At 75.4% G+C, this 26,478-nt stretch carries 27 protein-coding genes; 14 read left to right on the top strand and 13 right to left on the bottom strand.

Annotation, left to right across the window (positions count from 1 at the left end):
• Positions 1-15: 15 nt before the first annotated feature.
• Genes hypE through hypA form a run of 6 tightly spaced genes read right to left on the bottom strand, consistent with a single transcriptional unit; the run spans position 16 to position 6,257 of the window.
• Positions 16-1,101, bottom strand: a complete 1,086-nt coding sequence (gene hypE, locus AC07BS_RS22425; RefSeq protein ID WP_478647909.1) for a hydrogenase expression/formation protein HypE — start codon at positions 1,099-1,101, stop codon at positions 16-18.
• Positions 1,094-2,218: a hydrogenase formation protein HypD gene (hypD, locus tag AC07BS_RS22420; protein ID WP_478647908.1), complete on the bottom strand. Its 1,125-nt coding sequence runs from the start codon at positions 2,216-2,218 to the stop codon at positions 1,094-1,096. The genes hypE and hypD overlap by 8 nt, the downstream gene beginning before the upstream one ends.
• Positions 2,215-2,580 carry a HypC/HybG/HupF family hydrogenase formation chaperone gene (locus tag AC07BS_RS22415; protein ID WP_478647906.1) on the bottom strand — a complete coding sequence of 122 codons (366 nt, stop codon included), beginning with the start codon at positions 2,578-2,580 and terminating at the stop codon, positions 2,215-2,217. The genes hypD and AC07BS_RS22415 overlap by 4 nt, the downstream gene beginning before the upstream one ends.
• Complete coding sequence (gene hypF, locus AC07BS_RS22410; protein WP_478934028.1) at positions 2,543-5,041, bottom strand: carbamoyltransferase HypF; 2,499 nt, start codon at positions 5,039-5,041, stop codon at positions 2,543-2,545. Before hypF ends, AC07BS_RS22415 begins: the two co-directional genes overlap by 38 nt.
• Complete coding sequence (hypB, locus tag AC07BS_RS22405; RefSeq protein ID WP_478934058.1) at positions 5,038-5,901, bottom strand: hydrogenase nickel incorporation protein HypB; 864 nt, start codon at positions 5,899-5,901, stop codon at positions 5,038-5,040. Before hypB ends, hypF begins: the two co-directional genes overlap by 4 nt.
• Positions 5,901-6,257, bottom strand: coding sequence for a hydrogenase maturation nickel metallochaperone HypA (gene hypA / locus AC07BS_RS22400; RefSeq protein ID WP_478647902.1), 357 nt, complete (start codon positions 6,255-6,257; stop codon positions 5,901-5,903). The genes hypB and hypA overlap by 1 nt, the downstream gene beginning before the upstream one ends.
• 357 nt (positions 6,258-6,614) lie before the next feature.
• Between hypA and AC07BS_RS22395 the strand changes: the two genes are divergently transcribed.
• Genes AC07BS_RS22395 through AC07BS_RS22340 form a run of 12 tightly spaced genes read left to right on the top strand, consistent with a single transcriptional unit; the run spans position 6,615 to position 16,144 of the window.
• Positions 6,615-8,357 (top strand): enoyl-CoA hydratase-related protein, encoded by a 1,743-nt coding sequence (locus tag AC07BS_RS22395; protein ID WP_478647900.1) that lies wholly within the window; start codon positions 6,615-6,617, stop codon positions 8,355-8,357.
• A gap of 36 nt (positions 8,358-8,393) precedes the next feature.
• Positions 8,394-9,458 (top strand): NADH-quinone oxidoreductase subunit B family protein, encoded by a 1,065-nt coding sequence (locus AC07BS_RS22390; RefSeq protein ID WP_478647899.1) that lies wholly within the window; start codon positions 8,394-8,396, stop codon positions 9,456-9,458.
• A gap of 55 nt (positions 9,459-9,513) precedes the next feature.
• Positions 9,514-11,301, top strand: coding sequence for a nickel-dependent hydrogenase large subunit (locus AC07BS_RS22385; RefSeq protein WP_478934025.1), 1,788 nt, complete (start codon positions 9,514-9,516; stop codon positions 11,299-11,301).
• A 14-nt stretch (positions 11,302-11,315) separates the two neighbouring features.
• Positions 11,316-11,834 carry a hypothetical protein gene (locus AC07BS_RS22380; RefSeq protein WP_478647897.1) on the top strand — a complete coding sequence of 173 codons (519 nt, stop codon included), beginning with the start codon at positions 11,316-11,318 and terminating at the stop codon, positions 11,832-11,834.
• Positions 11,831-12,499 (top strand): DUF5947 family protein, encoded by a 669-nt coding sequence (locus AC07BS_RS22375; protein WP_478934023.1) that lies wholly within the window; start codon positions 11,831-11,833, stop codon positions 12,497-12,499. The genes AC07BS_RS22380 and AC07BS_RS22375 overlap by 4 nt, the downstream gene beginning before the upstream one ends.
• On the top strand, positions 12,496-12,750 hold the full coding sequence (locus tag AC07BS_RS22370; protein WP_478647893.1) for a hypothetical protein: 255 nt from the start codon (positions 12,496-12,498) through the stop codon (positions 12,748-12,750). The genes AC07BS_RS22375 and AC07BS_RS22370 overlap by 4 nt, the downstream gene beginning before the upstream one ends.
• Entirely contained in the window at positions 12,747-13,415 is a 669-nt protein-coding gene (locus AC07BS_RS22365; protein WP_478647891.1) for a DUF6084 family protein, read from the top strand. The genes AC07BS_RS22370 and AC07BS_RS22365 overlap by 4 nt, the downstream gene beginning before the upstream one ends.
• Positions 13,412-14,488: a hypothetical protein gene (locus AC07BS_RS22360; protein ID WP_478647889.1), complete on the top strand. Its 1,077-nt coding sequence runs from the start codon at positions 13,412-13,414 to the stop codon at positions 14,486-14,488. The genes AC07BS_RS22365 and AC07BS_RS22360 overlap by 4 nt, the downstream gene beginning before the upstream one ends.
• Positions 14,485-15,339: a hydrogenase maturation protease gene (locus AC07BS_RS22355; RefSeq protein WP_478934020.1), complete on the top strand. Its 855-nt coding sequence runs from the start codon at positions 14,485-14,487 to the stop codon at positions 15,337-15,339. Before AC07BS_RS22360 ends, AC07BS_RS22355 begins: the two co-directional genes overlap by 4 nt.
• Positions 15,340-15,344: 5 nt before the next feature.
• Positions 15,345-15,476 (top strand): hypothetical protein, encoded by a 132-nt coding sequence (locus AC07BS_RS22350; RefSeq protein ID WP_478647886.1) that lies wholly within the window; start codon positions 15,345-15,347, stop codon positions 15,474-15,476.
• 45 nt (positions 15,477-15,521) lie between these two features.
• A complete protein-coding gene (locus tag AC07BS_RS22345; protein ID WP_478647885.1) occupies positions 15,522-15,929 on the top strand; it encodes a phage holin family protein in 408 nt (135 codons plus the stop codon).
• 44 nt (positions 15,930-15,973) lie between these two features.
• A complete protein-coding gene (locus tag AC07BS_RS22340) occupies positions 15,974-16,144 on the top strand; it encodes a hydrophobic protein (RefSeq protein ID WP_478647884.1) in 171 nt (56 codons plus the stop codon).
• A 61-nt stretch (positions 16,145-16,205) separates the two neighbouring features.
• Here AC07BS_RS22340 and AC07BS_RS22335 read toward each other — a convergent pair whose 3' ends face one another.
• From AC07BS_RS22335 to AC07BS_RS22325, 3 genes are all read right to left on the bottom strand, one after another.
• Positions 16,206-17,090, bottom strand: coding sequence for a hypothetical protein (locus AC07BS_RS22335; RefSeq protein ID WP_478934017.1), 885 nt, complete (start codon positions 17,088-17,090; stop codon positions 16,206-16,208).
• Between the two features lie 80 nt (positions 17,091-17,170).
• Entirely contained in the window at positions 17,171-17,374 is a 204-nt protein-coding gene (locus AC07BS_RS22330) for a CsbD family protein (RefSeq protein WP_478647882.1), read from the bottom strand.
• Positions 17,375-17,542: 168 nt separating this feature from the next.
• Positions 17,543-19,648 (bottom strand): catalase, encoded by a 2,106-nt coding sequence (locus tag AC07BS_RS22325; protein ID WP_478934015.1) that lies wholly within the window; start codon positions 19,646-19,648, stop codon positions 17,543-17,545.
• Between the two features lie 352 nt (positions 19,649-20,000).
• Between AC07BS_RS22325 and AC07BS_RS22320 the strand changes: the two genes are divergently transcribed.
• Together AC07BS_RS22320 and AC07BS_RS22315 are read left to right on the top strand one after the other, a co-directional pair.
• Positions 20,001-20,786, top strand: a complete 786-nt coding sequence (locus AC07BS_RS22320) for a SigB/SigF/SigG family RNA polymerase sigma factor (RefSeq protein ID WP_478647879.1) — start codon at positions 20,001-20,003, stop codon at positions 20,784-20,786.
• A 45-nt stretch (positions 20,787-20,831) separates the two neighbouring features.
• Positions 20,832-22,286 (top strand): phosphatase PAP2 family protein, encoded by a 1,455-nt coding sequence (locus AC07BS_RS22315; RefSeq protein ID WP_478647878.1) that lies wholly within the window; start codon positions 20,832-20,834, stop codon positions 22,284-22,286.
• Positions 22,287-22,316: 30 nt separating this feature from the next.
• On the opposite strand, the gene AC07BS_RS22310 is transcribed toward AC07BS_RS22315, so the two are convergent.
• The 4 genes from AC07BS_RS22310 to AC07BS_RS22295 form a co-directional block, all read right to left on the bottom strand.
• A complete protein-coding gene (locus AC07BS_RS22310) occupies positions 22,317-23,402 on the bottom strand; it encodes a M14 family metallopeptidase (RefSeq protein ID WP_478647877.1) in 1,086 nt (361 codons plus the stop codon).
• Position 23,403: 1 nt separating this feature from the next.
• Entirely contained in the window at positions 23,404-23,736 is a 333-nt protein-coding gene (locus AC07BS_RS22305; protein ID WP_478647875.1) for a hypothetical protein, read from the bottom strand.
• Positions 23,737-23,836: 100 nt separating this feature from the next.
• Positions 23,837-25,501 (bottom strand): ABC transporter permease, encoded by a 1,665-nt coding sequence (locus AC07BS_RS22300; RefSeq protein WP_478934012.1) that lies wholly within the window; start codon positions 25,499-25,501, stop codon positions 23,837-23,839.
• Positions 25,498-26,460, bottom strand: a complete 963-nt coding sequence (locus AC07BS_RS22295; protein ID WP_478647873.1) for an ABC transporter ATP-binding protein — start codon at positions 26,458-26,460, stop codon at positions 25,498-25,500. Before AC07BS_RS22295 ends, AC07BS_RS22300 begins: the two co-directional genes overlap by 4 nt.
• Positions 26,461-26,478 lie beyond the last annotated feature (18 nt).

The raw sequence follows: 26,478 nt of genomic DNA, 5'->3' as shown, positions 1-26,478 counted from the left end.
CCATGGTCTCCCTCCTCAGCAGATGCGCGGCAGCTGCTCCCCCAACGGAAGGTCGACGACGCGTGTCCCCCCGAAGCGGGACCGGGCCACGACCATGCCCGGGTGGTCGGCCACGCACTCGCCGATGACGGCGGCACCGCGCCCCCGCGGGTGGGCGCGCATCGCGGCGAGCACCGCCTCGGCGTGCGGCCGGGGGACGAAGGCCACGAGCCGGCCCTCGTTCGCCACGTAGAGGGGGTCGAGGCCGAGGAAGCCGCAGGCGGCGGCGACGGCCTCCGGCACGGGGACGGCGGACTCGGTGAGGACGACGCCGGTGCCGGAGGCGGCGGCGATCTCGTTGAGGGCCGCGGCCACGCCACCGCGCGTGGGATCGCGCAGGGCGTGGAGGTCGGGCGTGACGTCGAGCATCGCCCCGACCAGGCCGGCCAGCGGAGCGGTGTCGCTGACGATCTCCACCCCGAACTCCAGCCCCTCGCGCACGCTCAGGACGGCCACGCCGTGCATCCCGACGGGTCCGCTGACGATCACCACATCGCCGGGCGCGGCCCGCCGCGGACGGATGTCGACGCCCTCCGGGACGACGCCGACGCCGGAGGTCGTGAGGTAGACGCCGTCGCCGTGGCCGGCGTCCACGACCTTGGTGTCGCCGGTGACGACCTCGACCCCCGCGGCCTCGGCCGCCGCCCCGACGTCCCGGGCGACCCGCTCCACCACGGACAGATCGGTGCCCTCCTCCAGGATGAAGGCGCAGGACAAATGGGCCGGGCGGGCGCCGCTCATGGCCAGGTCGTTGACCGTGCCGTTGACGGCGAGGTCGCCGATGCTGCCGCCCGGGAAGAACAGCGGCCGGACCACGTGGGAGTCGGTGGTGAACGCCAGGCGCGCCCCGCCGAGCGAGAGCACCGCAGAGTCGGCGCGGTCCGCCAGCACCTCGCCGCCGTACGCGGGGGCGAAGATCCGGTCGACGAGCTCGGCGGACAGCGCCCCTCCCCCGCCGTGGCCGAGGACGACGACGGACCGGTCGCGCGCCGGGGCCGGGCAGGTCCAGTCGGCCGGGTCGGGCAGGGGCGCGGGGTGGGCGGGGGTCGCGGTGTCAGCCAACGGGGGTCGCCTCCTCGGCGGGCGCCGCCGCGTCCAGGCGGCGGTAGAGGTAGTACGCGGCGCAGGCCCCCTCGCTGGAGACCATGGTCGCGCCCAGGGGGGTGCGCGGGGTGCAGGCGGTGCCGAAGGCCGCGCACTGGTGGGGGGTGATCAGGCCCTGGAGCACCTCGCCGCTGCGGCAGGCGGTGGGCTCCCGGGTGGTGATCTGGCCGACGGGGAAGCGGTGCTCGGCGTCGTAAGCGCGGAAGGCGGGGGCCAGCCGCCAGCCGCTGTCGGGGATGACGCCGATGCCGCGCCACGCCCGGTCGGTGACCTCGAAGACCTCGGCGAGCATGCGCAGCGCCGCGGGGTTGCCGCCGTCCCGCACGGCGCGGGGGTAGGCGTTCTCCACCCGGTGCTCGCCGCGTTCGAGCTGGTGGACGGCGCGGCGGACGCCTTCGAGGATGTCGAGCGGTTCGAAGCCGGTCACCACGACGGGCACCTCGTAGCGCTCGGCCAGCTCCGGGTACTCCTCGGTGCCCATGACGCTGCACACGTGCCCGGCCGCGAGGAAGCCCTGCACACGGCTGCGCGGGGAGCGCATGATCGCCTCGATGGCGGGAGGGACCCGCACGTGCGAGACCAGCAGGCTGAAGTTGCGGACGCCGAGGGCGCGCGCCCGGTGGACCGTCATGGCGTTGGCCGGCGCCGTGGTCTCGAAGCCGATGCCGAAGAACACGACCTCCTTCTCCGGGTGCCGGCGGGCGATCTCCAGTGCGTCCAGCGGCGAGTACACCACCCGGACGTCGCCTCCCGCCCCCCTGACCCGGAACAGGTCGCCGTCGGTCCCCGGGACCCGCAGCATGTCGCCGAAGGAGCAGAAGACCACGTCGGGCAGGGAGGCGATGGCGAGCGCCTTGTCGATCATCTCCAGCGGGGTGACGCAGACGGGGCAGCCCGGTCCGTGGATCAGCTCCAGGGCTTCGGGCAGCAGCTGGTCGATGCCGTGCCGGATGATCGAGTGGGTCTGGCCGCCGCACACCTCCATCAGCGCCCAGGGGCGGGTCACGGTGGCGTGGATGTCGTCCAGCAACCGCCGGGCGAGGACGGGGTCCTGGAACTCGTCGAGGTACTTCATCGCGCCTCCTCGGCTCGCGTCGTGTCCCATGGCGCGCCGGCGCCGTACGGTCCGGCCGCGCCGGCCGCGGGCGGCGGAGGCGCGGGGGTCCCGGCCTCGGCGGCGGCACGGCTCCAGGGGTCGCCGAACTCCTCCTCCAGCGCCCCGATGCGTGCGAAGAGGTCCAGCGTCGCCAGCGCGGCCTCCTCGTCGAGTCGCTGGAGGGCGAAGCCGACGTGCACGATGGCGTACTCCCCGACCTCGATGTCGGGCAGATAGGCCAGGCAGACGTCCTTGACCGCGCCCCCGAAGTCGACCTTCGCCATACGGGTGCCGTCACGTTCCTCAATGCCGACCACTCGGCCGGGCACCGCCAGGCACATGCTCTCCTCCTTCCCCGCCGGCCGGTGCCGGCGCGCGTTCGCCGGCCCGGGCGGCGACCAGCGCCTGCCCGAGGGCCAGTCCGCCGTCGCCGCACGGCACGGCACGGTGCCGCACGACGGTGAGACCGCCGGCGCGGAGCGCCCGGGTACAGGCGTCGTCGAGCAGCCGGTTGGCGAACACCCCGCCGGTCAGGGCGACCGTGCCCACGCCGGTCCGCCGGCTCGCCTCGGCGCAGACGGCGGCGACGGCGTCCGCGACGGCGTGGTGGAAGCGCGCGGCGATGACGGCGGTGCCGGTGCCGGCGCGCAGGTCCTCGATGACGGCGCGCAGCACGGGAGCCGGGTCGAGGACCACGGGCCCGTCGCCGGGTCCGGCGCGCAGTGCGAAGGCGTACGGGCGTCCGCAGCCGGCCATGGCGGGGGCGGCGCGGGCCTCCAGTTCGCCGGCGGCCTGGGCCTCGTGTCCGCTGCGGTGCCGTACTCCGGTGAGGGAGGCGACGGCGTCGAAGAGGCGGCCCATGCTGGAGGTGGGCACGCAGGCCACGCCGCGTTCCAGCTGCCGTTCCACGAGCCGGCGTTCGTCCTCGCCGCAGGCGGCGACGGCCGGCAGGTCCGTATCGCGGGCGAGGCCGGCGGCGCGCAGGTGGGACAGCGCCATGCGGCAGGGGTTGCGGACGGCGGAGTCGCCGCCCGGCAGGGGCACGTAGGCGAGGTGGGCCAGACGCCGGTAGCCGGTGTAGTCGGCGAGCATGATCTCGCCGCCCCAGACGGCGCCGTCGTCGCCGTGGCCGGTGCCGTCGAAGGCGACGCCGATGACGGGCGTGGTGCCGTCCAGGCCCGCGTCGGCCATGGCGGAGGCGATGTGGGCGTGGTGGTGCTGCACCAGCCGCAGCGGGCGCCCGGCGGCGTGGTCGCGCGCCCAGGCGGCGGAGCGGTAGCGGGGGTGGAGGTCGGCGGCCAGCAGGCCGGGGCGGATGCCGGTGAGCTCGCCGAGGTGGGCGACGGCCGCCGCGAACGCGCTGGTGACGGCCGGGGAGTCGAGGTCGCCGAGGTGCTGGGAGAGCCAGGCCGAGCGGCCCCGGGCGAGGCAGAAGACGCTCTTCAGGTCACCGCCCACGGCCAGGACGGGCGGCACCTCGAAGGGCAGGGGCACGGGTTCGGGCACATAGCCCCGCGAGCGGCGCAGGGGCAGGACGCTTCCGTCGGACCGGACGCGCACCACGGAGTCGTCGCACGGCGCGTGGACGGCCCGGTCGTGGGCGAGCCGGGCGTCGCTGAGCCCGGCCAGTTCGGTACGGGCCCGCCCGTCGTCGGTCACGATCGGCTCGCCGGGGCGGTTCGCGCTGGTCATCACCAGGACGCGGGGGCCGGGCGGGTCGCCGGGCAGCCCGAACAGCAGGCGGTGCAGGGGGGTGTAGGGGAGCATCACGCCGAGATCGGGGACGCCGGGGGCGACGCCGTCGGCGAGGTGGAGGCCTTCCTCGGCGCGGGCGCCGGCGGCGGGGCGGCGCAGGAGGACGACGGGGGCGCGGGGCCCGGTCAGCACGCGTTCCTCCGCCGCGGTGAGGGGGGCGAGGGCGCGGGCGGTGGCCAGGTCGGCGGCCATGACGGCGAAGGGCTTGCCGCCGCGCTCCTTGGCGGCGCGCAGCCGTCCGACGGCTGCGGCGTCGGTGGCGTCGCAGGCCAGGTGGTAGCCGCCGAGGCCCTTGACGGCCAGGATCGCGCCGCGGGCGAGCAGCTCGCGGGCCCGGGCCAGGGCGGCCTCCCCGGTGGGCTCCGGCCGTACGCCCTCCCGTACGCCCTCCCGTACGCCCTCCCGTACGCCCTCCCGTACGTCCTCCCGTACGTCCTCCGGCGCGGCCTCCCCCGCGCCCTCCAGTCGCAGCCGGGGCCCGCAGTCGGGGCAGGCCACCGGCTGGGCGTGGAAGCGCCGGTCGGCGGGGTCGGCGTACTCGCCGGCGCAGCGTCCGCACAGGGGGAAGGACGCCATGGTGGTGGTGGCGCGGTCGTAGGGCAGGCCGGTGACGATGGTGAAGCGCGGACCGCAGTGGACGCAGGTGATGAAGGGGTGCCGGTGGCGGCGGTCGCCGGGGTCGGTGAGCTCGGCCAGGCAGGCGGCGCACAGGGCGGCGTCCGGCGGGACCCGGGTGCGGCCGCGGCCCGCCCGGGAGGGCCGGATGGTGAAGTCGCGGGCGCCCAGCACGGGCACCCGCCGGTGAGAGACGGAGGAGACCACGGCGAGCGGCGGAGCGTGGCTGATCAGGCGGTCGCGGAAGGCACGGAGGCGGCGCGGGTCGCCCTCGATCTCGGCGACGACGCCTCCGGTGTCGTTGCTGACGTAGCCGGTCAGGCCCAGTTCGCGGGCGAGGCCGTGGACGAAGGGCCGGAAGCCCACGCCCTGCACGGCGCCGCGCACGATGATCCGGTGCCGGACGACGGGCCCGTCGTGGGTGGCGGTCACGTCCGGCCGGCCGTCACGTCCGTGCCGTCGTCCGCCGTCGCGCCGCCGGGGTCGTGGTGGGGAGCGGAGTCGTGCGCGGGGCCGTGGTCATGGTCGTGCGCGTGGTCATGGCCATGGTCGTGGCCGTGGCCGTGCGCGTGGTCGTGCGCGTGGTCGTGGCCCGGGAGCGGCCGGCCCGCCATCACGGGCCGGTGCACGGCCGCGTCTCCCTCGGCGACCTCCATGACGCGGTCGGCCAGGGCCTCCACGCCCGCCCCGGTGCGGGCCGACGTGGGCACGATGCCGACGCCGGGGTTGACGCGGACGACGTTGCCGGTGAACGCCGGCCGGTCGAACCCGACGGCGTCGGCGAGGTCGGTCTTGGTCAGCACCACGAGGTGGGCCAGGCCGAAGGCCATGGGGTACTTGAGCGGCTTGTCCTCGCCCTCGGTCACGGACATCAGCGTCACCCGCAGCGTCTCGCCGAGGTCGTAGGCGGCCGGGCAGACGAGATTGCCGACGTTCTCCACGAACAGCACCCGGGTGTCGCGCGGCAGCCAGCCCTCCAGGTGGCCCCGGAGCTGGGCGGCCTCCAGATGGCACAGGCCGCCGGTGAGCACCTGTTTGACGGGGACGCCCGAGCGGGCCAGGCGCCGCGCGTCGTTCTCGGTGGCGAGGTCGGCGGTCAGCGCGGCCACCGGGACGCCCCGGCCCGCCAGCTCGCGCAGCACCCGTTCCAGCAGGGCCGTCTTGCCGCTGCCCGGGCTGGACAGCAGGTTCACCACGGTCGTCCGCCGGGACGCCAGTTCCCGGCGCAGGGCGCCGGCCAGGGCGTCGTTGCGGGCCAGTACCGCCTGCCGGACGTCGATGACTCGGCACATCACGCGGTCGCCTCCGCCAGTTCGATCACGGTGATCTCCAGCTCCCGCCCGCTGAGCAGGCGTGTGGTCGGCGAGTCGCAGCGCGGGCACCACAGGAAGGGCGGGGTGCCGACCGCGAACTCGTGCTCGCAGGCCGCGCAGCGGGCCCGCGCGGGGACCTCCTCCACGACCAGCCGGGCCGCCGCCACCGAGGTGCCCTCCCGGGCCACCTCGAAGGAGAGGCGCAGCGCGTCGGGGACGACGCCCGCCATCTCGCCGACGCGCACCCGCACCGCCTCGACGCCGGCGGCGGCGTGCCGCCGGGCCAGCTCCGCCGCCCGCTCGACGATCGCGGTGGCGATGGACAACTCATGCATCCGCCTCACCTTGTTCCGGGCTCATCCGTTCCGGCTCATCCGTTCCGGGCTCACCGTTCCGGGCTCACCGTTCCGGACGCCTCCGCTCCGGGCGCGTCCGTTACGGGGCGTGTGCTCGCCGGTGCGCGCCCCTCGGCGGGGCGGTCACGCCCTCCACAGTGCACGCGGCGGCGCCGGAGGCCGCCGGACGCCACGGCCGGTGCGGCCCGGCGGGCCACCGTATTCGCCCGCCCAGCGCAATCGCGGCGCGTCCGCGCGCGGCGCCGCCCGGCCGCGCGGCCCGCGTCGGTGACGATCGGTCACGGATGGCACCGAGCCGCGGGCCGTCGTGTTCCCGTCCGCCAGGAGGCCGCCGCCATGCGCATCCTCGTCGTCGCCAGCGCTTTCAACAGCCTCACCCAGCGGGTCTTCGCCGAGCTCGGCGACCGCGGCCACGAGACGGCCGTGACCGTGACGGACGGGGGCGGCGCGCTGGGCGCCGCCGTCCGCCGGCACCGCCCGGACCTGGTCGTCGCGCCGATGCTCACGACCGCGATCCCCCGGTCCGTCTGGTCCCGGCACACCTGCCTGATCGTGCATCCGGGGCCGCCCGGCGACCGGGGCCCGGCCTCGCTCGACCGGGCCCTGCTGGACGGCGAGGAACGCTGGGGCGTGACGGTGCTCCAGGCCGAGGAGGAGCTGGACGCCGGGCCCGTCTGGGCCTCGGCGGGCTTCGCCGTGCCCCCGGGCGTCGCCAAGAGCGAGCTGTACCGGGGCGAGGTGGCGGACGCCGCCGTGTCCGCGCTGCTGCTGGCGGTGGAGCGGTTCGCTTCGCGCAGTTGGACCCCTCGGCCGCAGTCCGGGTATCCGGTGCGGTCCCGGCCCTGGCTGCGGCAGGACGAGCGGCACGTCGACTGGACGGCGCGGTCGACGGAGGAGGTGCTGCGCGCCCTGCGGGCCGCCGACTCCCGGCCGGGCGTCCGGGACGAGCTGCTGGGCGGCGCGTGGTTCCTGCACGGCGGGCACCCCGAGGACCGGCTGCGGGGCACGCCGGGCGCGGTCCTGGCGACGCGTGCCGGCGCGATCTGCCGGGCGACGGCCGACGGCGCGGTGTGGATCCCCGAGCTGCGGCGCTGCCGCGACGGCGACGGGCCGCCGGGCATCAGGCTGCCGGCGGTGACGGCGCTGGGCGACGCGCTGCCCGCCGTACCGGACCTGCCGGCGCCGCTGGAGCTCCCGCCGGACCGGGTGACCTGGAGCGACATCCGGTACACCGAGCGGGGCGGGGTGGGGTTCGTACGGTTCCGGTTCCCGGGCGGGGCGATGGGCACGGAGCAGTGCCGGCGGCTGCTCGCCGCCTACCGCTTCGCCCTCGGCCGGCCGACGACGGTGATCGTCCTCGGGGGCGAGCGGGACTTCTTCTCGAACGGCATCCACCTGAACGTCATCGAGGCGGCCGCGGACCCGGCCGCGGAGTCCTGGGCCAACATCAACGCCATGAACGACCTGGTCGAGTCGGTGCTGACCACCACCGACCGGCTGGTGGTGGCCGCGGTGGCGGGCAACGCGGCGGCGGGCGGGGCGATGCTGGCGCTCGCCGCCGACGAGGTGTGGTGCCGCGCGGGCACGGTCCTCAACCCCCACTACCGGCTGCTGGGGCTGCACGGCTCGGAGTACTGGACGTACACGCTGCCCCGGCGGGTGGGCGCGGCCCGGGCCGCGGCGCTGACCGCGGAGGCGGCGCCGGTGAGCGCGGCACGGGCACGGGCGCTGGGGCTGGTGGACCGGATCGTGCCGGGTCCCGCGCAGGAGTTCGCGGGGGCGGTCACCCGGATGGCGGCCGACCTCATCGGTGAATCCGACGTTCCGATGCGGATCGCGGTGAAGAGGGCGGCCCGGGAACGGGACGAGGCGCTCAAGCCGCTGGCGGTCTACCGGGCCGAGGAGCTGGAGCGCATGCGCGCCGCGTTCTTCGCTCCGGGTTCCGCCTACCACGCGCTGCGGTCGGCGTTCGTGCGCAAGCGGCCGGCCGGCGACGCGGCCGAGCGGTTCGAGGCGCTGTCGGCACTCCCCCGACAGGATATGCATATTGCCGGAAAAGAACCGGTATGCGAGTTTTAGCCGCGGGGACTCCGGGGGCACCGAAGGGAAGCGCCGATGGCAGAAGCGCGGAGGGCATTCGAGCCGACCGAGCCCGGCTTCGACGAGGTCCACGTCCTGTGGACCTCCGAGGGCATGAGCTGCGACGGCGACACCGTCTCGGTGACCGCCGCCACGCTGCCGAGCCTGGAGGACGTCCTGCTCGGCGCGATCCCGGGCCTGCCCAAGGTCCATCTGCACAACAAGGTGCTCGCCTTCGAGACCGGCGAGGACTTCATGACCCCGTTCCACCGGGCGGCGCGCGGCGAACTGGAGCCGTTCATCCTCGTCGTCGAGGGCTCGATCCCCAACGAGCAGCTCAGCGGCGAGGGCTACTGGTCCGCCATGGGCAACGACCCCGAGACCGGTGAGCCGATCCGGCTGACCACCTGGCTCGACCGGCTGGCCCACCGGGCCTGGGCGGTGGTGGCGATCGGCACCTGCGCGGCGTACGGCGGCATCCACGCCATGGCGGGCAACCCCACCGGGTGCATGGGGCTGGCCGACTACCTCGGCAAGGACTTCCTCTCGGCCGGCGGCCTGCCCGTCGTCAACGTGCCCGGCTGCCCGGTCCAGCCGGACAACTTCATGGAGACCCTGCTGTGGGTGCTGCACCAGGCCGCCGGCCTGGCCCCGGTCATCCCCCTGGACGAGCAGCTCCGCCCGACCTGGCTGTTCGGCAAGACCGTGCACGAGGGCTGCGACCGCGCCGCCTACTACGAGCAGGGCGACTTCGCCAAGGACTACAACTCCCCCAAGTGCCTGGTGAAGGTGGGCTGCTGGGGTCCCGTGGTCAACTGCAACGTCACCAAGCGCGGCTGGATGGACGGCGTCGGCGGCTGCCCCAACGTCGGCGGCGTCTGCATCGGCTGCACCATGCCGGGGTTCCCCGACAAGTTCATGCCCTTCATGGACGAGCCGCCCGGCGGCACGCTGTCCTCCGCGGCGATGAGCGTCTACGGGCCGTTCATCCGCACCCTGCGCTCGATCACCAACTCCGCCGTCAACCGCGAGCCCCGGTGGCGGCACAACAAGCCGGCGCTGACCAGCGGCTACCAGCCGCGCTGGGGCAGCCGGGACTGAACCGGAGCTCCACCAAGCCCGCAAGTCCCCGAGCATCCACGAGAGGACACCGTCCGTGGCGACCGCCCAGAAACCCGACGCGGCAGGGCCCGGCCTCACCGAGGTCGCGTTCGACCCCATCACCCGGATCATCGGCAATCTGGGCATCTATACGAAGATCGACTTCCCGGCCCGGAAGGTCGTCGAGTGCCGCAGCACCTCGTCCATCTTCCGCGGCTACAGCGTCTTCATGAAGGGCAAGGACCCCCGGGACGCGCACTTCATCACCAGCCGCATCTGCGGCATCTGCGGCGACAACCACGCCACCTGCTCGGTCTACGCCCAGAACATGGCCTACGGGGTCAAGCCGCCGCCGCTCGCGGACTGGATCATCAACCTCGGCGAGGCCGCCGAGTTCATGTTCGACCACACCCTCTTCCAGGACAACCTGGTCTTCGTCGACTTCTGCGAACGCATGGTCAAGGAGACCAACCCCGGCGTCCTCGAACGCGCCGAGCGCACCCCCGCGCCCCGCGGGGACGTGCACGGCTACCGGACCATCGCGGACATCATGCGCGCCTTCAACCCCTTCGAGGGCGAGGTCTACAAGGAGGCGCTGCGCATGAGCCGCCTCACCCGCGAGATGTGCTGCCTGATGGAGGGGCGCCACGTCCACCCGTCGACGCTCTACCCCGGCGGCGTCGGCACGGTCGCCACCCCCCAGCTCTTCACCGACTACCTCGTCCGCCTCACCCGCTGCCTGGACTTCATCAAACGCGGGGTGGCGCTCAACGACGACGTCTTCGACTTCTTCTACGAGGCGCTGCCCGGCTACGAGGAGGTCGGCCGGCGGCGCACCCTGCTGGGCTGCTGGGGCTGCTTCCAGGACCCGGAGGTCGTGGACTACGACTACCGGTCCATGACCACCTGGGGGAACGCCATGTTCGTCACCCCCGGCATCATCGTCGACAACCAGCTGGTCACCACCGACCTCGTCGACATCAACCTCGGGCTGCGCGTCCTGCTCGGCAGCTCGTACTACGAGGACTGGGCCGGCGAGGAGACGTACGTCGAGAAGGACCCGCTCGGCAACCCCGTCGACCAGCGCCACCCCTGGAACCAGACGACGCTGCCCAAGCCGCAGAAGCGCGACCTGGACGGCGGCAACTACAGCTGGGTGATGAGCCCGCGCTGGTACGACAAGCGCACCGGCGATCATCTGGCCCTCGACACCGGCGGCGGCCCCATCGCCCGCCTGTGGACCACCGCGCTGGCCGGCAAGGTGCACACACCGTACGTCCGCTCCACCGGCCACAGCGTCGTGATCGAGCTGCCGAAGACGCCCTCGACCGACGAGGTGCGCCTGGAGTGGAAGCCGCCGCCCTTCCCCAACACCATCGAGCGCGACCGGGCCCGGATGTACTTCGTGGCCTACGCGGCCGGCATGGCCCTGTACTTCGTCGACCGGGCGCTGGCGGAGGTACGGGCCGGACGCACCCAGGTGTTCGAGGACTTCGACGTGCCCAAGGAGGCCATCGGCGCCGGCTTCCACGAGGCCGTGCGCGGCGTCCTCTCCCACCACCTCGTCATCCGCGACCACAAGATCGCCAACTACCACCCGTACCCGCCCACCCCCTGGAACGCCAGCCCCCGCGACCAGTACGGGACCCCCGGCCCCTACGAGGACGCGGTCCAGGGCATGACGCTCTTCGAGGAGAACGGCCCGGACGACTTCAAGGGCATCGACATCATGCGCACCGTCCGCAGCTTCGACCCCTGTCTGCCCTGCGGCGTCCATATGTACCTCGGCGGCGGGCGGACGGTGCGGCAGAGCCACTCGCCCACCTTCGGCGCCCTCGCCTGACCGGAGAACGCGGAATGACCTGGAACGACCCCGAGGCGCGCGAGCACGTCGCCCGCGCCGAGACCCTGCTGTCGGCGCTGGCCGAGCTGCCCGACGCCACCGCCCGCGAGCGGGCCGCCGACGCCCTCCACGCCGTCGTCGGGCTCTACGGACAGTGCCTGGAACGCGTCCTGCGGCACACCGACGGCGCGGCGCGCGAGGCCCTCGTGGCCGACGAGCTCGTCGGCCACCTGCTGCTCGTCCACGACCTCCACCCCGAGCCCGCCGAGAGCCGGGTACGACGCGCCCTGAGCGCGGTGCCCGGGGCCGAACTGGTGGCGGTCGACGGGACGGTGGCCCGGGTCCGGCTGCCGGCCGGGAGCGGCGGCTGCTCCGCCGAACGGACCCGGCGGGACCTCCACACCGCGGTGACCTGGGCGGCTCCCGAGATCGAACGGGTGGAGACGGTGACGGAGCCCGCGCCCGGGCCGCTGATCCCCGTCGAGGCGCTCTTCCGCGCCGGGGCGCCCGCCGGCACGGCGAGCGGGACGTGACGACCGTGCCGGTCGCCGCCACCGGGCTGCGCGCCCTCGCCCGGCGCCCCGCGGCCCCGCCCCCGCCCGCTCCGGCGGCGGCCGCCGGGCGCTGCGACCTGTGCGCGGAGCCGCTCGCGGAGACCCACCGGCACCTGCTGGACCTCGCGGACGCATCGGAGCCGCTGTGCGCCTGCCGGGCCTGCGCGCTGCTCCTCGACCACCGGGAGGCGGGCGGCCGGCACTACCGCCTGCTGCCCGAGCGCCGGCTCCGCCTGGCCGGCCACACCGTCGACGACGTGCTGTGGGCGGCGCTGGGCGTGCCCGTGGCGCTGGCGTTCTTCGTCCGCGAGAGCCGGACCGGGCGGACCGTCGTGCGCTACCCGAGCCCGCTGGGGGCCGTGCGCGCCGATGTGGACCCCCAGGTCTGGGCGGAGATCACGGCCGGGCTGCCGGGCCCCGCGCGCCCCGCCGACGACGTCGAGGCCCTGCTCGTCAACCGTGCCCAGCCGCCCCACCAGCACTGGATCGTCCCGCTGGACGACTGCTATCGCCTGGTGGCCGTGCTCCGCGCACACTGGAAGGGCCTGACCGGGGGCCGGGACGCCTGGTCCCGGATCGCATCGTTCTTCGCGGAGCCGGCGCCGTCCGCGCCGGACCGCGACGGTCCGCAGGAGGCGACATGAGCGACACCCCGCACGACAAGGGCGGCGGCACCCCGCCGGAGACGGCGGGCATCACCGTCGGCAGACCCGACGTCCGCCCCGACAAGCCCGCGCACGTCCCCGGCGTCCGCCAGGGCAACAGCACCGGCCACTACCGGCGCAACCCCGGCGTCGAGGACGACGGACGGTCCTCCTCCCGCCGCTCGACCGGCATCCGCCCCAAGGCGGAGGACCCGATCCTGCCCGGCATGCCCGGCCTGTCCCCCGCGTGAGCGCGCCCGCACCGCGCGACGGCGCGGACATCGCCGACCTGTCCTTCGCCGTCACCGGCGTCCGGCCCCTCGACCACGCGGCCGTACCGACCCTGGCGTTCCGGCTCGCCGTCACCCGCGGTGGCGGCGGGCCGGTCCGCTCGGTCAGCCTCACCACCGACGTCCGCATCGCCGCGGCGCGCCGCCGCTACACCGGGGCCGAACGGCTCGCCCTGGCCCGGCTGTTCGGCCAGCCCGAGCAGTGGGCCACCGGGCTGCGCCCGCTGACCTGGGCCCGGCTCACCACGGTCGTCCCGCCCTTCGACGACACCACGACCCTCGACCTGCCGGTGCCCTGCACCCGCGAGTGCGAACTGGCCGTCACCTCCTACTTCGACGCCGTCCGCGACGGCGAGGTGCCGCTGGACTTCCTCTTCAGCGGCACCGTCTTCCACACCGGCCCCGGCGGGGCCCTGCGCACCTCGCAGATCTCGTGGGCCCGGGAGACCTCCTACCCGCTGCCCGCCGCGCAGTGGCACGCCCTCACGGCCCGCTACTACGGCGGCCTGCGCTGGCTCCGGGTCTCCGAGGACACCCGGGCCCGGCTCGGCGACTACCGCGCGCGGCACGCCCTGCCGGGCTGGGACGAGACGCTGCGCGCCCTCCTGGAAGGAGCGTCACGGTGAGCGCCGTGGACGAGGCCGTCGACCGGATCGCCCGCACCTGCCTCTACGAGGGCTATCTGCTGTGGCCGTACCGCCGCTCGGCGCTGAAGAACACCCGGCGGTGGACGTTCGGCGCCGTCTACCCCCGCGAGCGGGCCGGGGAGGCCGGGGAGCGGGACGGGGTGCGCACCGAGGTGCTGCTGGAGGCGGGCCCCGCCGCGCCGCTGACCGTGCGCGTACGCTTCCTGCATGTCGTCGAGCGCCAGGTGCACCGGGTCCTGCCGGACGGCGGCCGCGAACCGGCCGACTCCCTCACCGTCGCCGGCACCCGCCACCTGACCTGGCACGAGGCCACCGAGCACGAGTGGCTCCTGCCGCCGTGGCACCCCGCCGACGGCCCGCGCGCGACCACCCTCAGCGCCCCCGGCGGTACCGACGAGGAAGCCCTCCGCGACACCGCGGGACGCACCGCCGGGGTCCTGGTCCGCACCCGGCGCCCGCTGACCGCGGACGTCGCGCTGCGCGCCGTCCCCGCGGCCGACGGCGTGCTCCGGGTCTCCGTCACCGTGCGCAACACCACCACCCGCTGCCCCGCGCCCCGAGGCGGCCCGCGCACCGCCCGCGACGAGCTGGCGCCGTACGCCCTCGCCTCCACCCATGTGGTGCTCGGCTGCGACGGGCCCGGGGCGTTCGTCTCGCTCGCCGACCCGCCCGCGGGGCTGCGGGAGGCGGCCCGCTCCTGCCGCAACGACGGTGTCTGGCCCGCCCTGGTGGCCGGTCACGGCGGCCCGGACGACGGGGACCGGCACCGGTCGCGCACCGTGCTGTCCTCGCCGGTCACCCTGGAGGACTTCCCGGCGGTCGCCCCGGAGAGCCCCGGCGACCTCTTCGACGGAGGCGAGATCGACCAGTTGCTGATCCTCAACGTCCTCGCGCTCACCGCCGAGGAACGCGAGGAGGCGCGCGCGAGCGACCCGCGGGCGCGCGAGATCCTCGACCGCTGCGCCTCCCTGTCCGCCGACGACCTCATGGCGCTGCACGGCACGATCCGCGGCTTCTCCCCCGCCGCCCGGACGCCCGGGGAGGGACGATGACGCCGGCGCGGACCGTCCCGGTGGACGGGGCGATCGTCGGCCGCGGCAGCAGGGTCCGGCTGCGGCCCGGCCCGCGCGCCGACGTCCTCGACCTGGCGCTCGCCGGGCGGATCGCCGAAGTGGAGGCGGTGGAGGAGGACATGGAGGGCCGGACCCACCTCGTCGTCACGCTCCACGGCGACGCCGGCCGGGACTTCGCCACCGGGCTCGGCCACCGTTTCTTCTTCGCGCCCGAGGAGGTCGAGCCCCTGGGGCCCGCCGAGGCCTCCGGCGCGCCGGCCGCCACCGGCCACCGCGTGCTGGTGGCGGGCATCGGCAACGTCTTCCTCGCCGACGACGCCTTCGGCCCCGAGGTCGTCGGCACCCTGCGCGGCCGCCCCCTGCCGCCCGGCGCCCACCTGGCCGACTTCGGCATCCGCGGCATGGACCTGGCCTACCGGCTGCTGGACGGCTACGACGCCGCGGTGCTCGTCGACGCGGCGCCGCGCGCCCCCGAGCCCGGCACCCTCCACGTCATCGACGTGGCCGACGAGGACTGGGCCGGGCCCGCGGCCGCCGCGCCGGAGGCCCACGGCATGGACCCGGTGAAGGTACTCGCGCTGGCCCGGGAGCTCGCCCGCGAGGAGGGCGTGCCGCTGCCGCGCGTCGTGGTGCTCGGCTGCGAGCCGCTGGTGCGCCCGCGCGGCGACGAGGCCGACGTCACGTACGGTCTGAGCGAGCCCGTACGGGCGGCGGTCGGGCGGGCCGTGCCACTGCTGCTGTCCCTGACCGGCGATCTGCTGGACGACCCGCGACGCTCACTGGAGCCGCCCGCCGCGGCCCCCGCGTCGCCCGCCGCGCGGGGGAGGTGACCGACATGAGAAACGGGATCTTCATCCCCGCGGTCGTGGTCCGCATCGCCGTAGGCGTCATCGCCGCGGCGGCCGTCGCCGCGCTCGCCTGCAACGCGTCCGACGCGGTGCGCTACGTCAAGTTGGAGACCATGTAGGCGCGTAAGGCGTGCCGGAGGTCATGAGCACGGAAGGGCCATCGGATGTCCGCACCACCACCGGAGCACCACCCGGACGGCCATCTCCCCGGCGGGGCGCTGGGCGACGCCGCCGAGCGGCTGTCCGAGGACGTGCGGCGCCTGGTCCGCGAGGAACTCCTGCGGGCCCGCCCCGAGGCGGCCGCCGCGCTGCGCCGGGCGGGCCTGGGCACCGGGGCGTTCGTCGCGGCGGGCGCCTGCGGGGTGCTCGCCCTCTTCTCGGCGCACGAGACGGTCCTGCGCACGCTGGAGCGGTCGATGCCGCCGCGGTGCGCGGCGGGCCTGCTCACCGCCGCGTACGGCACGGGCGCGGCAGCGCTGGCGTGGTACGGCTACGGACGGCTGCGTGCCTCCTGCGACGCCTCGCGGCACGCCCTGGAGGATCTCGGGGACGGCACGACGGACGAGGAATGAGCGGGGAATCGCGGGGCAGGCGCACCTGTGGAGGTGAACATCGTATGGTTCCCCTGATTCTCGTCCTGCTGCTCGCCCTGCTCCTCTTCGGAGCGGGATTCGCCGTCAAGCTCCTGTGGTGGGTCGCCGTGGCCGTCCTCGTGATCTGGCTGCTCGGCTTCCTCCTGCGGTCGGCCGACGGCGCCGGGTCCCGGAGCCGCTGGTACCGGTGGTGAGGTGGCCCGCCGCGAGTCGCACGATCCGAAGGGCCGCCGGGCCGAGTGCCCGGCGGCCCTCTCAGTTCCGGCCGCCGGCCTCCGCCGCGGCGGCCTCGGCCGCCCGGCGGGCCGCGCGCCAGGCGCGTTCGGCCGCGCGGAGGCGGTCCCGGACCTCCCGGACGCGTTCCTGGGCGGCCCGCCGGTCCTCCTCGGCCGCGTCGAGCTCGGCGGTCAGGTCGTCGGCCCGCCGCCGGGCCTCGCGCTCGGCACGGGCCGCGCGATCGGCCTCCTCCCGCGCGCGGGCCGCCCGTTCCGCCTCCTCCCGCGCGCGGGACTCCTCGGCGCTCCGGTCGGCGGCCTCGCGCTTCCGGCGGCGGGCGCGCTCGGCCGCCAGGTCGGTGACGCGGGCGCCCGCCCCCGGCCCGTGGGGCCCCTGCGCGGGAGCCGGTGAGGGCGGCGCCGCGAGGAGCTCCGCCGCCCCGGGGGCGATGCCGGGGAAGCCCGTCACCGGGGCCGGGGGCCGGGCCAGCCGGCCCGCCGCCCACTCGCGTGCCACGTCCGGGTCCGCCAGGACGGTGTGGAGGATGCCCTCGACCTCGCGGCCCACCTCCTCGCCCACCGGGTGTCCGGCCGCCTCCGCGAGCGCGCGGGCCCGCCCGGACAGCGAGGCGACCAGGGTGCGCTGCCGGCGGCCCAGTTCGCGCAGGCTCGCCCCGTCGAGATCACGGTGGGCGGCGCGCAGCCCCTCGCCGAGGGCCGCCAGTGCCTCCGCCTCGCCGGGCCGTTCACGGACGAGCAGGTTGCTCGCCCAGGCCGCCAGGGTGGGGCGGCGCAGCGCCTTCAGCCGCCGGGCCAGCTCCGGGTCGCCGCCCCGGCGGGCCTCGGCCGCGCGCCGGTCCCGTACGGCGGTGAACTCATCCGGCCGGAGTCGGTAGAGCTCATCGGTCACACTCTCCAGATCCATGGCGTCGTCCGTCGTCCGTCCCCCGGCAGGGGTACGGCGGCGACCCGGAGCCGGGTCGCCGCCGTGCCGTGCTCGCGTGTCTAGCGGTGACGCTTGTTCTTGACGGTCCGCCGGAGATTCTCCACCGATTCGTGGAGATGCCCCTTGGTCCGCTCGACGCGGCCCTCGGTGTGCGTCCGCTTGTCCCCGGTGGCCCGGCCGGCCGTCTCCTTGAGGCGGCCCTTGACCTGCTCGGCCTTCGCCTTGGCCATGTTCTTGGCGCTCTTGGCGTCCTTGGCGCTCATTGCCCGGTACTGCCTTCCGACGTCGTGTGCGGTGTAGTCGTGATGCCGTCGCCGGGTGACCGTGCGTCGTCACCCGGCCGTGTCCCGGTGCGTACCCCCTCTCTCCAGTCTCCCGCCGCGGCCGGGCCGGCGCACGTCGCCGGCCGCGGCCCTCTTCCGGGCCGGCGGTCAGTTGAGCAGGCCCGGGCGGTACGGGAAGCGGTGCCGGGCGAGGGCGGTGGCCAGGGCGTCGGCGACGTCGCCCGCGGAGGCGGTGCCGTTGCCGGTCAGCACACCGTGGCCGGGCGCGTCCTCGCCCATGACGAGCTCCTCGGGCACCCTCGCCTCGGACAGCAGCCGGGTGCCCTCGCCGAGGGCGGCCAGCGGCTTGCCGTGCCGGTAGGCCTCCTCGACGAACCGTACGGCGGCCGGGTCGGCGGCCAGCGTGGACACCGCGTCCCCGCCGCCGGGGACCACCACGGCGTCGTACAGCACGGAGGACATGGTCGGCAGGGCCCGGTCCACCTCCAGGGTGCCGCCGCCGGCGTCCCGGACGGTGCCGTCCTTGGCGGCCAGCACCTCGGCGACCGCGCCGTCGGCGGCCAGCCGCTCCCGTACGGCCGTCACCTGCCCGGCGTCCGTGCCGTCGGCCGCGAGGACCGCGACCTTGCGGGTGCTGATGCCGGAACCGGCCAGGTTCTCCTGGCTGAGGGCCGGCGAGGAGGCCGTGGGGAGGCCGGCGACGGGCTGGGGGGCCGGCAGGCCGATGCCGTCGGCGACCCGCTCGGCGAGCTCGCCGCTGACGTGGGCCAGGTTGCCCGTCATGCGCTCGCGCACCTCGTGGGAGCCGACCTTGCCGAGCTCGAACCGGAACGCCTCGACGATGTGCCGCCGCTCCCACTCCGCCATGCTGTTCCAGAACAGCGTGGCCTGGCTGTAGTGGTCCTGGAAGCTCTCGCTGCGCGTCCGGATCTTCTCCCCGTCGACGCGCTGCGCGTAGTGCCGGAAGACGCCCGCGCCGCCGCCGGCGCCCGCGTGGGCGGGACAGCCGCCGCCCAGCGAGTTGGGGAAGTAGCTGGTGCCGGGGTGGATGATCTGCTGCCCGTAGCCGTCGCGGTGGTTGTGGTGGACGTCGGCGACAGGCCGGTTGACGGGCAGCTGGCTGAAGTTGGGGCCGCCCAGGCGGATCAGCTGGGTGTCGAGGTAGGAGAAGTTACGGCCCTGGAGCAGCGGGTCGTTGGTGAAGTCGATGCCGGGCACGACGTTGGCCGTATGGAAGGCGACCTGCTCGGTCTCGGCGAAGAAATTCTGCGGGTTGCGGTCGAGCACCAGGCGGCCGACCGGCCGCACCGGCACCAGCTCCTCGGGAATGATCTTCGTGGCGTCGAGCAGGTCGAAGTCGAAGGAGAACTCGTCCTCCTCCGGCACCAGCTGCACCCCGAGCTCCCATTCCGGGTAGTCGCCGGCCTCGATCGCCTCCCACAGGTCGCGCCGGTGGAAGTCGGGGTCCTTGCCGGCCGTGATCTGCGCCTCGTCCCAGACCAGGGAGTGCACGCCCAGCTTCGGCTTCCAGTGGAACTTCACGAAGGTGCCGCGCCCCTCGGCGGTGACGAAGCGGAACGTGTGCACCCCGAAGCCCTGCATCATCCGGAAGCTGCGCGGGATGGCCCGGTCGGACATCGCCCACATGAGCATGTGGGTGGTCTCCGGTTGCAGGGAGGCGAAGTCCCAGAACGTGTCGTGCGCGGTGCCGCCGGTGGGCATCTCGTGCTGCGGCTCCATCTTCACCGCGTGCACGAAGTCGGGGAACTTGATGGCGTCCTGGATGAAGAACACCGGGATGTTGTTGCCGACGAGGTCGTAGTTCCCCTCGCGGGTGTAGAACTTGGTGGCGAACCCGCGCACGTCGCGCACCGTGTCGGCCGAGCCGCGCGGCCCCTGGACGGTGGAGAACCGCACGAACACGGGCGTCCGGCGGCCGGCCTCGGCGAGGAAGTCGGCGCAGGTGTACTCGCGCAGCGAGGCGTACGGCTCGAAGTAGCCGTACGCGCCCGCGCCGCGGGCGTGGACGACGCGTTCCGGGATGCGCTCGTGGTCGAAGTGGGTGATCTTCTCGCGGTTGTGGAAGTCCTCCAGCAGCGTCGGCCCGCGCGTTCCGGCCCGCAGCGCGTTGTCCGTGTCGTCGACGCGTACGCCCTGGTCCGTGGTGAGGGCGTCGGACGCCGGGGCGGCCCGGAACTGTTCCAGCTGCTCGTCCTTGGCGTCCTGCGGTGCTGACTCGTGGTGGGCGGACACGCGCGCACTTCCTTCCGCGTGGGGTCGTCGGCGTCGTCGTCGGGGGGGGCGAACGGTGATCTCCGCGGGGAGGGCGGGAACCGGCGCACCGGCACCGCTCGCCCCCTCAGGCTCACCCGGGTTCCCGGGGCGGGCAAGCCGAAACCGCCGACCGGGGCCCCGGCGGGGAACGGCGGGGGTGTGCGGAGCCGATGACGGGGCAGCAGCACCGTGTGCTCCGGACCGGGAGCGCGCCGCGGTACGGGCGATCCCCTCCCCGCGACCCCGCGGCCCGTACGGCCCCGACCGGCGGCCGCGCGCGGCGCCCCCGGCCCGGGAGAACCCCATCCCCCGGAGGAGGCGTGTCACCGCCATGCGTACGTCCCGTCACCCTCATGACGACGCCCCCGACACCGCGGCCGCGTTCCGCCGCATCGCCTGCCTGCCCAAGGGCCCTGAGCGCGACGAGCTGCGCCGCCAGGTCGTCGTGGCCTGGCTACCGATGGCCGAGCGGCTGGCCGGGCGGTTCCGCGACCGCGGCGAGTCGGCCGAGGACCTCCACCAGGTCGCGGCGCTCGGGCTGGTCAAGGCCGTGCACCGCTACGACCCCGACCGCGGGACCGCGTTCGCCGGTTTCGCCGTGCCCACCGTCGTCGGCGAGATCAAGCGCCACTTCCGCGACCACGCCTGGAGCGTCCATGTGCCCCGCCGGGTGCAGGAGCTCCGCAACCGCGTCCGCCGCGCCCGCGACGAGCTCGGCCGGACGGCCGGCGCCGGCGGTCCCGCGGCCGTCGGGATCGCCGAGATCGCCGAGCACACGGGGCTGACCGAGGACGAGGTACGGACCGGGCTGGAGGCCCTCGACAGCTATACCGCCCTGTCGCTCGAGGCGGAGTCCCACCGCGGCGCCGGACGGCCCCTGGCCGACTCCCTGGGCGGCCCGGACGCGCGGCTCGACACCGTGGTGGACCGGGTGGCCGCCGGCCCCCTGCTGCGGGACCTCCCCCGGCGCGAACGGGAGATCCTCTACCTGCGGTTCTTCGGCGACCTGACGCAACGGCAGATAGCCGAGGTCATGGGCATCTCCCAGATGCACGTCTCCCGCCTCATCAACCGCTGCTGCGCCCGGCTGCGCGACGAGATCACGGCGGAGGCGTGAGGTGAGGCCCGGCGTGCTCCGCCCGAACGCGGGTACCCGGTCCCCATGCGCACCGTGCTGAGCTCCTGGGACCGGTCCCTGTTCCATCTGGTCGCCACGCGGCACTGGCCGGGTGGCGACCGTGTGCTGCCGCGGCTCTCACGCGGCGCCGACCACGGGATGCTGTGGTTCGGCGTGGCCGCGGGGGCGGCGCTGCTGGGCGGGCGGCCCGCGCGGCGGGCCGCGCTGCGCGGGGTGGCGTCGCTGGCGCTCGCCTCCGCCACGGTGAACACCCTGGGCAAGCGGTCGGTGCGGCGCGGCCGCCCGGTGCTGGACGCGGTCCCGGTGATCCGGCGGCTGACCCACCAGCCGTTCACGACCTCCTTCCCGTCCGGGCACTCCGCCTCGGCGGCGGCTTTCGCCACCGGAGTGGCGCTGGAGAACCCGGCGTGGGGCCTGGCGCTGGCCCCCCTCGCCGTGTCCGTGTGCTTCTCCCGGGTCTACACCGGGGTGCACTACCCGGCCGACGTCGTGGCGGGCGCCCTGCTGGGCGCGGGCGCCGCCTACGCGGTGCGCGGGCTCGTGCCCACCCGGGCGCAGCTCGCTCCCCCGGCCCGGCCGAGCGCCGACGCCCCGGTACTGCCCGGCGGGCGGGGCCTGGTCGTCGTGGCGAACCCCGGCTCCGGGCAACGGCTGCCGGGCGCCGCGGACCCGGAGCCGGAGATCCGCGCGGCGCTGCCGGAGAGCGAGTGCGTCGTCTGCCGGGCCGATGATCCGCTGCCCGAGGTGCTGGAGTCGGCCGCGAAGCGCGCGGCCGGGCTCGGCGGGGCGCTGGGGGTGTACGGCGGGGACGGCACCGTCAACGCCGCCGCCGCGGCCGCGGTCCGGCACGGGGTGCCGCTGGCGGTCCTGCCCGGCGGCACCCACAACCATTTCGCGCACGACCTGGGCATCGAGTCCCTCGCCGACGCCGCCCGCGCGGTCGAGGCCGGGGAGGCGGTGGCGGTGGACGTGGGCCGCTTCGGCGGGGAGCTGTTCCTCAACACCTTCAGCATCGGCGTCTATCCCGAGCTGGTGCGGGTGCGGGAGCGCTGGGCCCCCCGGACCGGGGCGTGGCCGGCCGGGCTCGTGGCCGCCGTGCGCGTGCTGCGCACGGGGCGCCCGGTGCGGCTGACGGTCGGCGGCCGGGCGCGGCGGCTGTGGACGCTGTTCGTCGGCAACTGCTCCTACCGGGGCCCGGGGGCGGCCCCCGTGCGCCGGCACGACCTGGCGGACGGGGTGCTGGACGCGCGGATGCTGCTGGGCGGCCGGCTCGCCCGGACCCGGCTGCTGGCGGCGGCGCTGCCGGCCTCGCCCCGGCACTCCCCGGTGCTCAGGTCGGCCCGGGTGCGGCGGCTGACCGTCGAGGACATCCCGCCCGGCACCCATCTGGCGTACGACGGCGAGGTGGCGCCCGCTCCCCGGTCGCTGGTGCTGGAGAAGGAGAACGAGGCGCTGGTCGTCTATCGGGTGCCGGTGTGACGGGTGTGACGGCCGCGTGGCGGGGTGGTGTCAGTCCGCCACGGTGGCGGGCGCTTCGAGGCAGAACTGCAGCAGGCCCGCGCAGACGTCCTTGATGATCAGCTTCATCTCGGCCCACGGGGGCTGGAACTCGGTGCCCCACTCGACTGTGTAGGCGAGGATCCGCCCCTTGCCGGGGTCGGTGAGGTGCCGCGAGTAGGCGTAGTCGTCGCTGGTGCCGGCGGTGGGGTAGAGGTCGAAGGCCGGCTTGGCGGTGTACGTCCTGCCGCGGACGGCCTTGAGGGCCGTGGTGAAGTGCCGGGCGAGGGCGGCCGCGTTGTCGAGGTCGTCCTTGCGGACGAACTCGCGGTAGGCCGTGTCGCCCTCGATGCCGCGCTTGCCGTCGAAGTCGTGGTTGCGGAAGTTCATGTCCTCGTCGTCCGACTGGTTCTCGTCGTCGCCCCAGACATGCAGCATGGCCTGGGAGTAGCTGTGGACGTCGACGTACCAGCGGGTGCGCGGGTGTTCGTCGAACAGCCAGCGCACATTGCGGGTCTCGGGCTCGGAGAAGGGCTGGGGGCCCTGGTAGACCTGCGGGTCGCAGGGGTTGGCCGACACCCGGACGTCGGAGAGGGGCGAGAAGGCCGTGGCGAAGTCGAAGAGGAAGTCGAAGTTGCGGTTGATGTCGACGCCCACGCAGTCGCCGCCGCCGGTGGAGTGGGCGTGGTCGCGGTTCTTGCGCCACATGGGGTCCACGGTCTGGCTGTAGCGCCGGCCGTCCGGGTTGACCAGCGGGAAGACGACGATGTCGAGTCCTTCCAGCACCGTCGCCACCTGGGCCGCGGTGAAGGTCTTTCCGCCGTAGACCAGGCCGCCGCCGGTGTCGTACGCCTCCAGCAGGTCGGCGGCGAGGAAGACGAGGATCTCGCAGCTGCCCCATTCACGGGCGTGGACGCCGCCGGTGAGGACGACGCAGTCGCGGTCCCCGGTGTCCGGTCCGGCGCGCAGGCGCAGCGCGTGGCAGGCGGTGCCCTCCACGGACGGTTCCGGCAGGTCGATCAGCGCGCAGTGCGCGGGGTAGGTGTCCGCCAGCCGCAGCACGGCGGAGTCCGTCTCGGTGGTGTTGAGGTACGGCATCTCAGCCCTCCCGGCTGCGGTCCTTCACCTTCTGGCCGAGGCCGTGCGGGACCGCGCCGGGGTCGGCGTAGCGGTCGCCGGTACCGACCTCCTCCTGACGGGCCCGGCCGGCGGCGGTGGCGTCGCCGAGCACATGCACGGCGATGTCCCCGCCCTCCAGGGCCAGGGCCTTCTCCTCGGTGAGGTACGCGTCGATGCTGGTGCCTCCGCCGGGGCCGGGCGCGGGCCCGGGACCTCCGCCGATGTCCAGCCGCTCGTCGCGCAGCAGGGCGCGCAGGGCCCGGCTGTCCGGTGCGGTGACGCGTACGTGAAGGATTCTGTCCTCGCCGGCCATGGCGGCCTCCCCAGGCCCCCCTCGGCTCCTTTCCTCCATCGTGCGCGGTCCCGGCGGCTCCTGTCGAACGCTGCGGCGCCTGCCCCGGCGGGCCCGCGGCTCAGCCGATGTCGCGGCGGCGGAGGGCGGCGAGCCCGGCGGTGGTGAGCAGGGCCGTGAGGGCCGCCATCCACACGAAGGGGGTCGCGGAGAGCGCGGCTCCGGGGAGCTTGGGCAGGTGTCCGAAGGGCGAGAGGTCCATGACGGCCGCGGGCAGCTCGAGGGCGGGGCCGATCCAGCCGATCGCCAGGCAGCCACCGGCCGCCGCCCAGGACACCGCGGTGGACGCGGCGGGGAGGGCGCCGACGGCCAGGACGGCCACGGCGGTCAGCGTCCAGACGGCCGGTATCTGAGCCAGCGCGGCGCCGAGGACGCGCGGCAGTTGCCCGGGGACATCGCCGGCGGCGAGACCGTGGCCGAGGCCCATGCCGAGGCCGCCCACGCCCAGGACGGCGGCCGTGCCCAGGAAGGCGAGGAGCAGATGGCCGGATGCCCAGCGCAGCCTGCCGACGGCCCCGGCCAGCACGGGCTCGGCGCGCCCGGCGGTCTCCTCCGAGCGCAGCCGCAGCACCGCGCTCACGGCGCACAGAGCGGCGACCATGCCGAGCATGCCGGTCATCGCGCCGAGGAAGGCGTCGGTGATGCCGTGGTGGCCGCCCATGCGCTCGATGATCCGGCGGGTGCCGTCGTTGCCGCCGACCAGATCGCCCGCGCCGTCGGCGACGGCGCCGAAGACGGCCCCGGCCACCGCGAAGCCGGCCGCCCAGCCCGCCAGCGCGCCCCGCTGGAGCCGCCAGGCGAGGCCGTGGGCGCCGCCGAGGGACGGGGGGCCGCCGGCGGCCCCCGGCCGGGCGGCCAGGAAGCCGGCGCCGAGGTCGCGGCGCCCGGCCAGGACGTACGCGGCGGCGGCCGTCAGCAGCGCGGCGGCGTACGACGGGAGCAGCGCCCACCAGCGCTCGCCGGCGAAGGCCCGGACCTGCTCGGCCCACCCGAGGGGGGAGAGCCGCACGAGGGGCGAGCCGGCGCCGGGGGCGGCGGCGTCGCCGGCCGCCCGGAGCAGGAAGGCGAGGCCCACCGCGGCGCCGGCGACGCCCCGGGCCGCGCGGGCGCTCTCGGTGAGCTGGGTGGCGACGGCCGCCACGCCCGCGAAGCACAGCCCCGTGCCGCCGACGGCCAGGCCGAAGGCCGCCGCGCCGCCGGCGGGCAGCCCGGCGCGGACCAGGCCGGCCGTCACGAGGAGGGCGGTCAGGCCGTTGGCCAGGAGGGCCGTGAGGAGCGCGGCGGTGAGGGGCGCCCCGCGGCCCACCACGGCGGAGGACAGCAGCTCCTGACGGCCGGTCTCCTCCTCCTCGCGCGTGTGGCGGACCACGACGACCAGGCTCATGACGGCCGCCAGGGCGCCGCCGAAGACCGCCATGCGCCAGGCGACCAGGCCGCCGGGCGAGTCGGCGAACACCGGCCCGTACAGGGCGCGGAGGGAGCCGTTGGCGTTCGCCGAGCGGGCCACGTCGGCGCGCTCGGCGGCCGTGGCGTAGAGCGAGTCGAAGGCACCCGCGACGCTGACGACCGCGAGGGTGAGGGCGAGGATCCACCGCGGCAGCAGGAGGCGGTCACGGCGCAGGGCGAGCCGCAGCAGGGCGCCGGTGCCGGCGAGGGGGCGCGCCCCGCGCGGGCGGCGGTGGGCCGGGGGCGCGGCGGCACGGGCGGTGGCCGGGGTGCTGGTCATGACGCCGTCTCCCGTGTGCCGGCCGCGGCCGCGCGGGACGGGGTGGCGGTGCCGCGGAGGTCGTCCCGGTAGTGGCGGAGGAAAAGCTCCTCCAGGGTGGGCGGGGTGCTGGTGAGGCCGCGGACCCCGTGGTCGGCGAGCCCGCGCAGCACGGCGCCGAGCCGGTCGGTGTCGACCTGGAACCTGACCTGGTGGATCCCGTCGCCGTGCACGGCGCGGACGGCGAGGTCGTGGACGCCGGGCAGCCGCGCGAACCCGTCGGGGGGCCCGGACAGTTCGGCGACGACCGAGGTGCGGGTCAGATGACGCAGCTCGGCCAGGGTGCCGCTCTCGACCGTGACGCCCTTGCGGATGATGCTGACCCGGTCGCAGAGGGCCTCCACCTCGCTGAGGACATGGCTGGAGAGCAGGACCGTACGGCCGCGGTCGCGGGCCTCGGCCACGCACTGCCGGAAGACCTCCTCCATCAGCGGGTCGAGGCCGGAGGTCGGCTCGTCGAGGACGAACAGCTCGGCGTCGGAGGCGAACGCGGCCACCAGGGCGACCTTCTGGCGGTTGCCCTTGGAGTACGCGCGCCCCTTCTTCGTCGGGTCGAGCTCGAAGCGCTCCAGCAGGGCGGCGCGCCGGGCCGGGTCCGGGCGACCGCGCAGGCGCGTGAGGAGGTCGATGGCCTCGCCGCCGGAGAGATTGCGCCAGAGGGTCACGTCGCCGGGCACGTAGGCCATGCGGCGGTGGAGCTCCACGGCGTCGTGCCAGGGGTCCCCGCCGAGCACCCGGGCGGCTCCGCGGTCCGCGCGCAGCAGGCCGAGGAGGATCCGGATGGTGGTGGACTTCCCGGCGCCGTTCGGGCCGAGGAAGCCGTGGACCTCGCCCGCCTCCACGGCGAGATCGAGGTCGTCCAGCGCGCGGGTGCGGCCGAAGGACTTGCCCAGGCCGGCCACCGAGATCGCCTTCGTCATGCTTTTCACGCTACGCTT

The sequence above is a fragment of the Streptomyces sp. NPDC044063 genome, assembly GCF_056434285.1.
The sequence above is the reverse complement of the archived record's forward strand: the minus strand, read 5'-3'. Positions and strand labels throughout refer to the sequence as shown.

What these genes read in the sequence shown, in the direction of transcription:
- hypD (WP_478647908.1), bottom strand. Translation starts at nt 2,218, where the DNA reads ATGAAGTACCTCGACGAGTTCCAGGACCCCGTCCTCGCCCGGCGGTTG.
- AC07BS_RS22415 (WP_478647906.1), bottom strand. Translation starts at nt 2,580, where the DNA reads ATGTGCCTGGCGGTGCCCGGCCGAGTGGTCGGCATTGAGGAACGTGAC.
- hypB (WP_478934058.1), bottom strand. Translation starts at nt 5,901, where the DNA reads ATGTGCCGAGTCATCGACGTCCGGCAGGCGGTACTGGCCCGCAACGAC.
- hypA (WP_478647902.1), bottom strand. Translation starts at nt 6,257, where the DNA reads ATGCATGAGTTGTCCATCGCCACCGCGATCGTCGAGCGGGCGGCGGAG.
- AC07BS_RS22395 (WP_478647900.1), top strand. Translation starts at nt 6,615, where the DNA reads ATGCGCATCCTCGTCGTCGCCAGCGCTTTCAACAGCCTCACCCAGCGG.
- AC07BS_RS22390 (WP_478647899.1), top strand. Translation starts at nt 8,394, where the DNA reads ATGGCAGAAGCGCGGAGGGCATTCGAGCCGACCGAGCCCGGCTTCGAC.
- AC07BS_RS22380 (WP_478647897.1), top strand. Translation starts at nt 11,316, where the DNA reads ATGACCTGGAACGACCCCGAGGCGCGCGAGCACGTCGCCCGCGCCGAG.
- AC07BS_RS22370 (WP_478647893.1), top strand. Translation starts at nt 12,496, where the DNA reads ATGAGCGACACCCCGCACGACAAGGGCGGCGGCACCCCGCCGGAGACG.
- AC07BS_RS22355 (WP_478934020.1), top strand. Translation starts at nt 14,485, where the DNA reads ATGACGCCGGCGCGGACCGTCCCGGTGGACGGGGCGATCGTCGGCCGC.
- AC07BS_RS22350 (WP_478647886.1), top strand. Translation starts at nt 15,345, where the DNA reads ATGAGAAACGGGATCTTCATCCCCGCGGTCGTGGTCCGCATCGCCGTA.
- AC07BS_RS22345 (WP_478647885.1), top strand. Translation starts at nt 15,522, where the DNA reads ATGTCCGCACCACCACCGGAGCACCACCCGGACGGCCATCTCCCCGGC.
- AC07BS_RS22340 (WP_478647884.1), top strand. Translation starts at nt 15,974, where the DNA reads ATGGTTCCCCTGATTCTCGTCCTGCTGCTCGCCCTGCTCCTCTTCGGA.
- AC07BS_RS22335 (WP_478934017.1), bottom strand. Translation starts at nt 17,090, where the DNA reads ATGGATCTGGAGAGTGTGACCGATGAGCTCTACCGACTCCGGCCGGAT.
- AC07BS_RS22330 (WP_478647882.1), bottom strand. Translation starts at nt 17,374, where the DNA reads ATGAGCGCCAAGGACGCCAAGAGCGCCAAGAACATGGCCAAGGCGAAG.
- AC07BS_RS22320 (WP_478647879.1), top strand. Translation starts at nt 20,001, where the DNA reads ATGCGTACGTCCCGTCACCCTCATGACGACGCCCCCGACACCGCGGCC.
- AC07BS_RS22315 (WP_478647878.1), top strand. Translation starts at nt 20,832, where the DNA reads ATGCGCACCGTGCTGAGCTCCTGGGACCGGTCCCTGTTCCATCTGGTC.
- AC07BS_RS22310 (WP_478647877.1), bottom strand. Translation starts at nt 23,402, where the DNA reads ATGCCGTACCTCAACACCACCGAGACGGACTCCGCCGTGCTGCGGCTG.
- AC07BS_RS22305 (WP_478647875.1), bottom strand. Translation starts at nt 23,736, where the DNA reads ATGGCCGGCGAGGACAGAATCCTTCACGTACGCGTCACCGCACCGGAC.
- AC07BS_RS22300 (WP_478934012.1), bottom strand. Translation starts at nt 25,501, where the DNA reads ATGACCAGCACCCCGGCCACCGCCCGTGCCGCCGCGCCCCCGGCCCAC.
- AC07BS_RS22295 (WP_478647873.1), bottom strand. Translation starts at nt 26,460, where the DNA reads ATGACGAAGGCGATCTCGGTGGCCGGCCTGGGCAAGTCCTTCGGCCGC.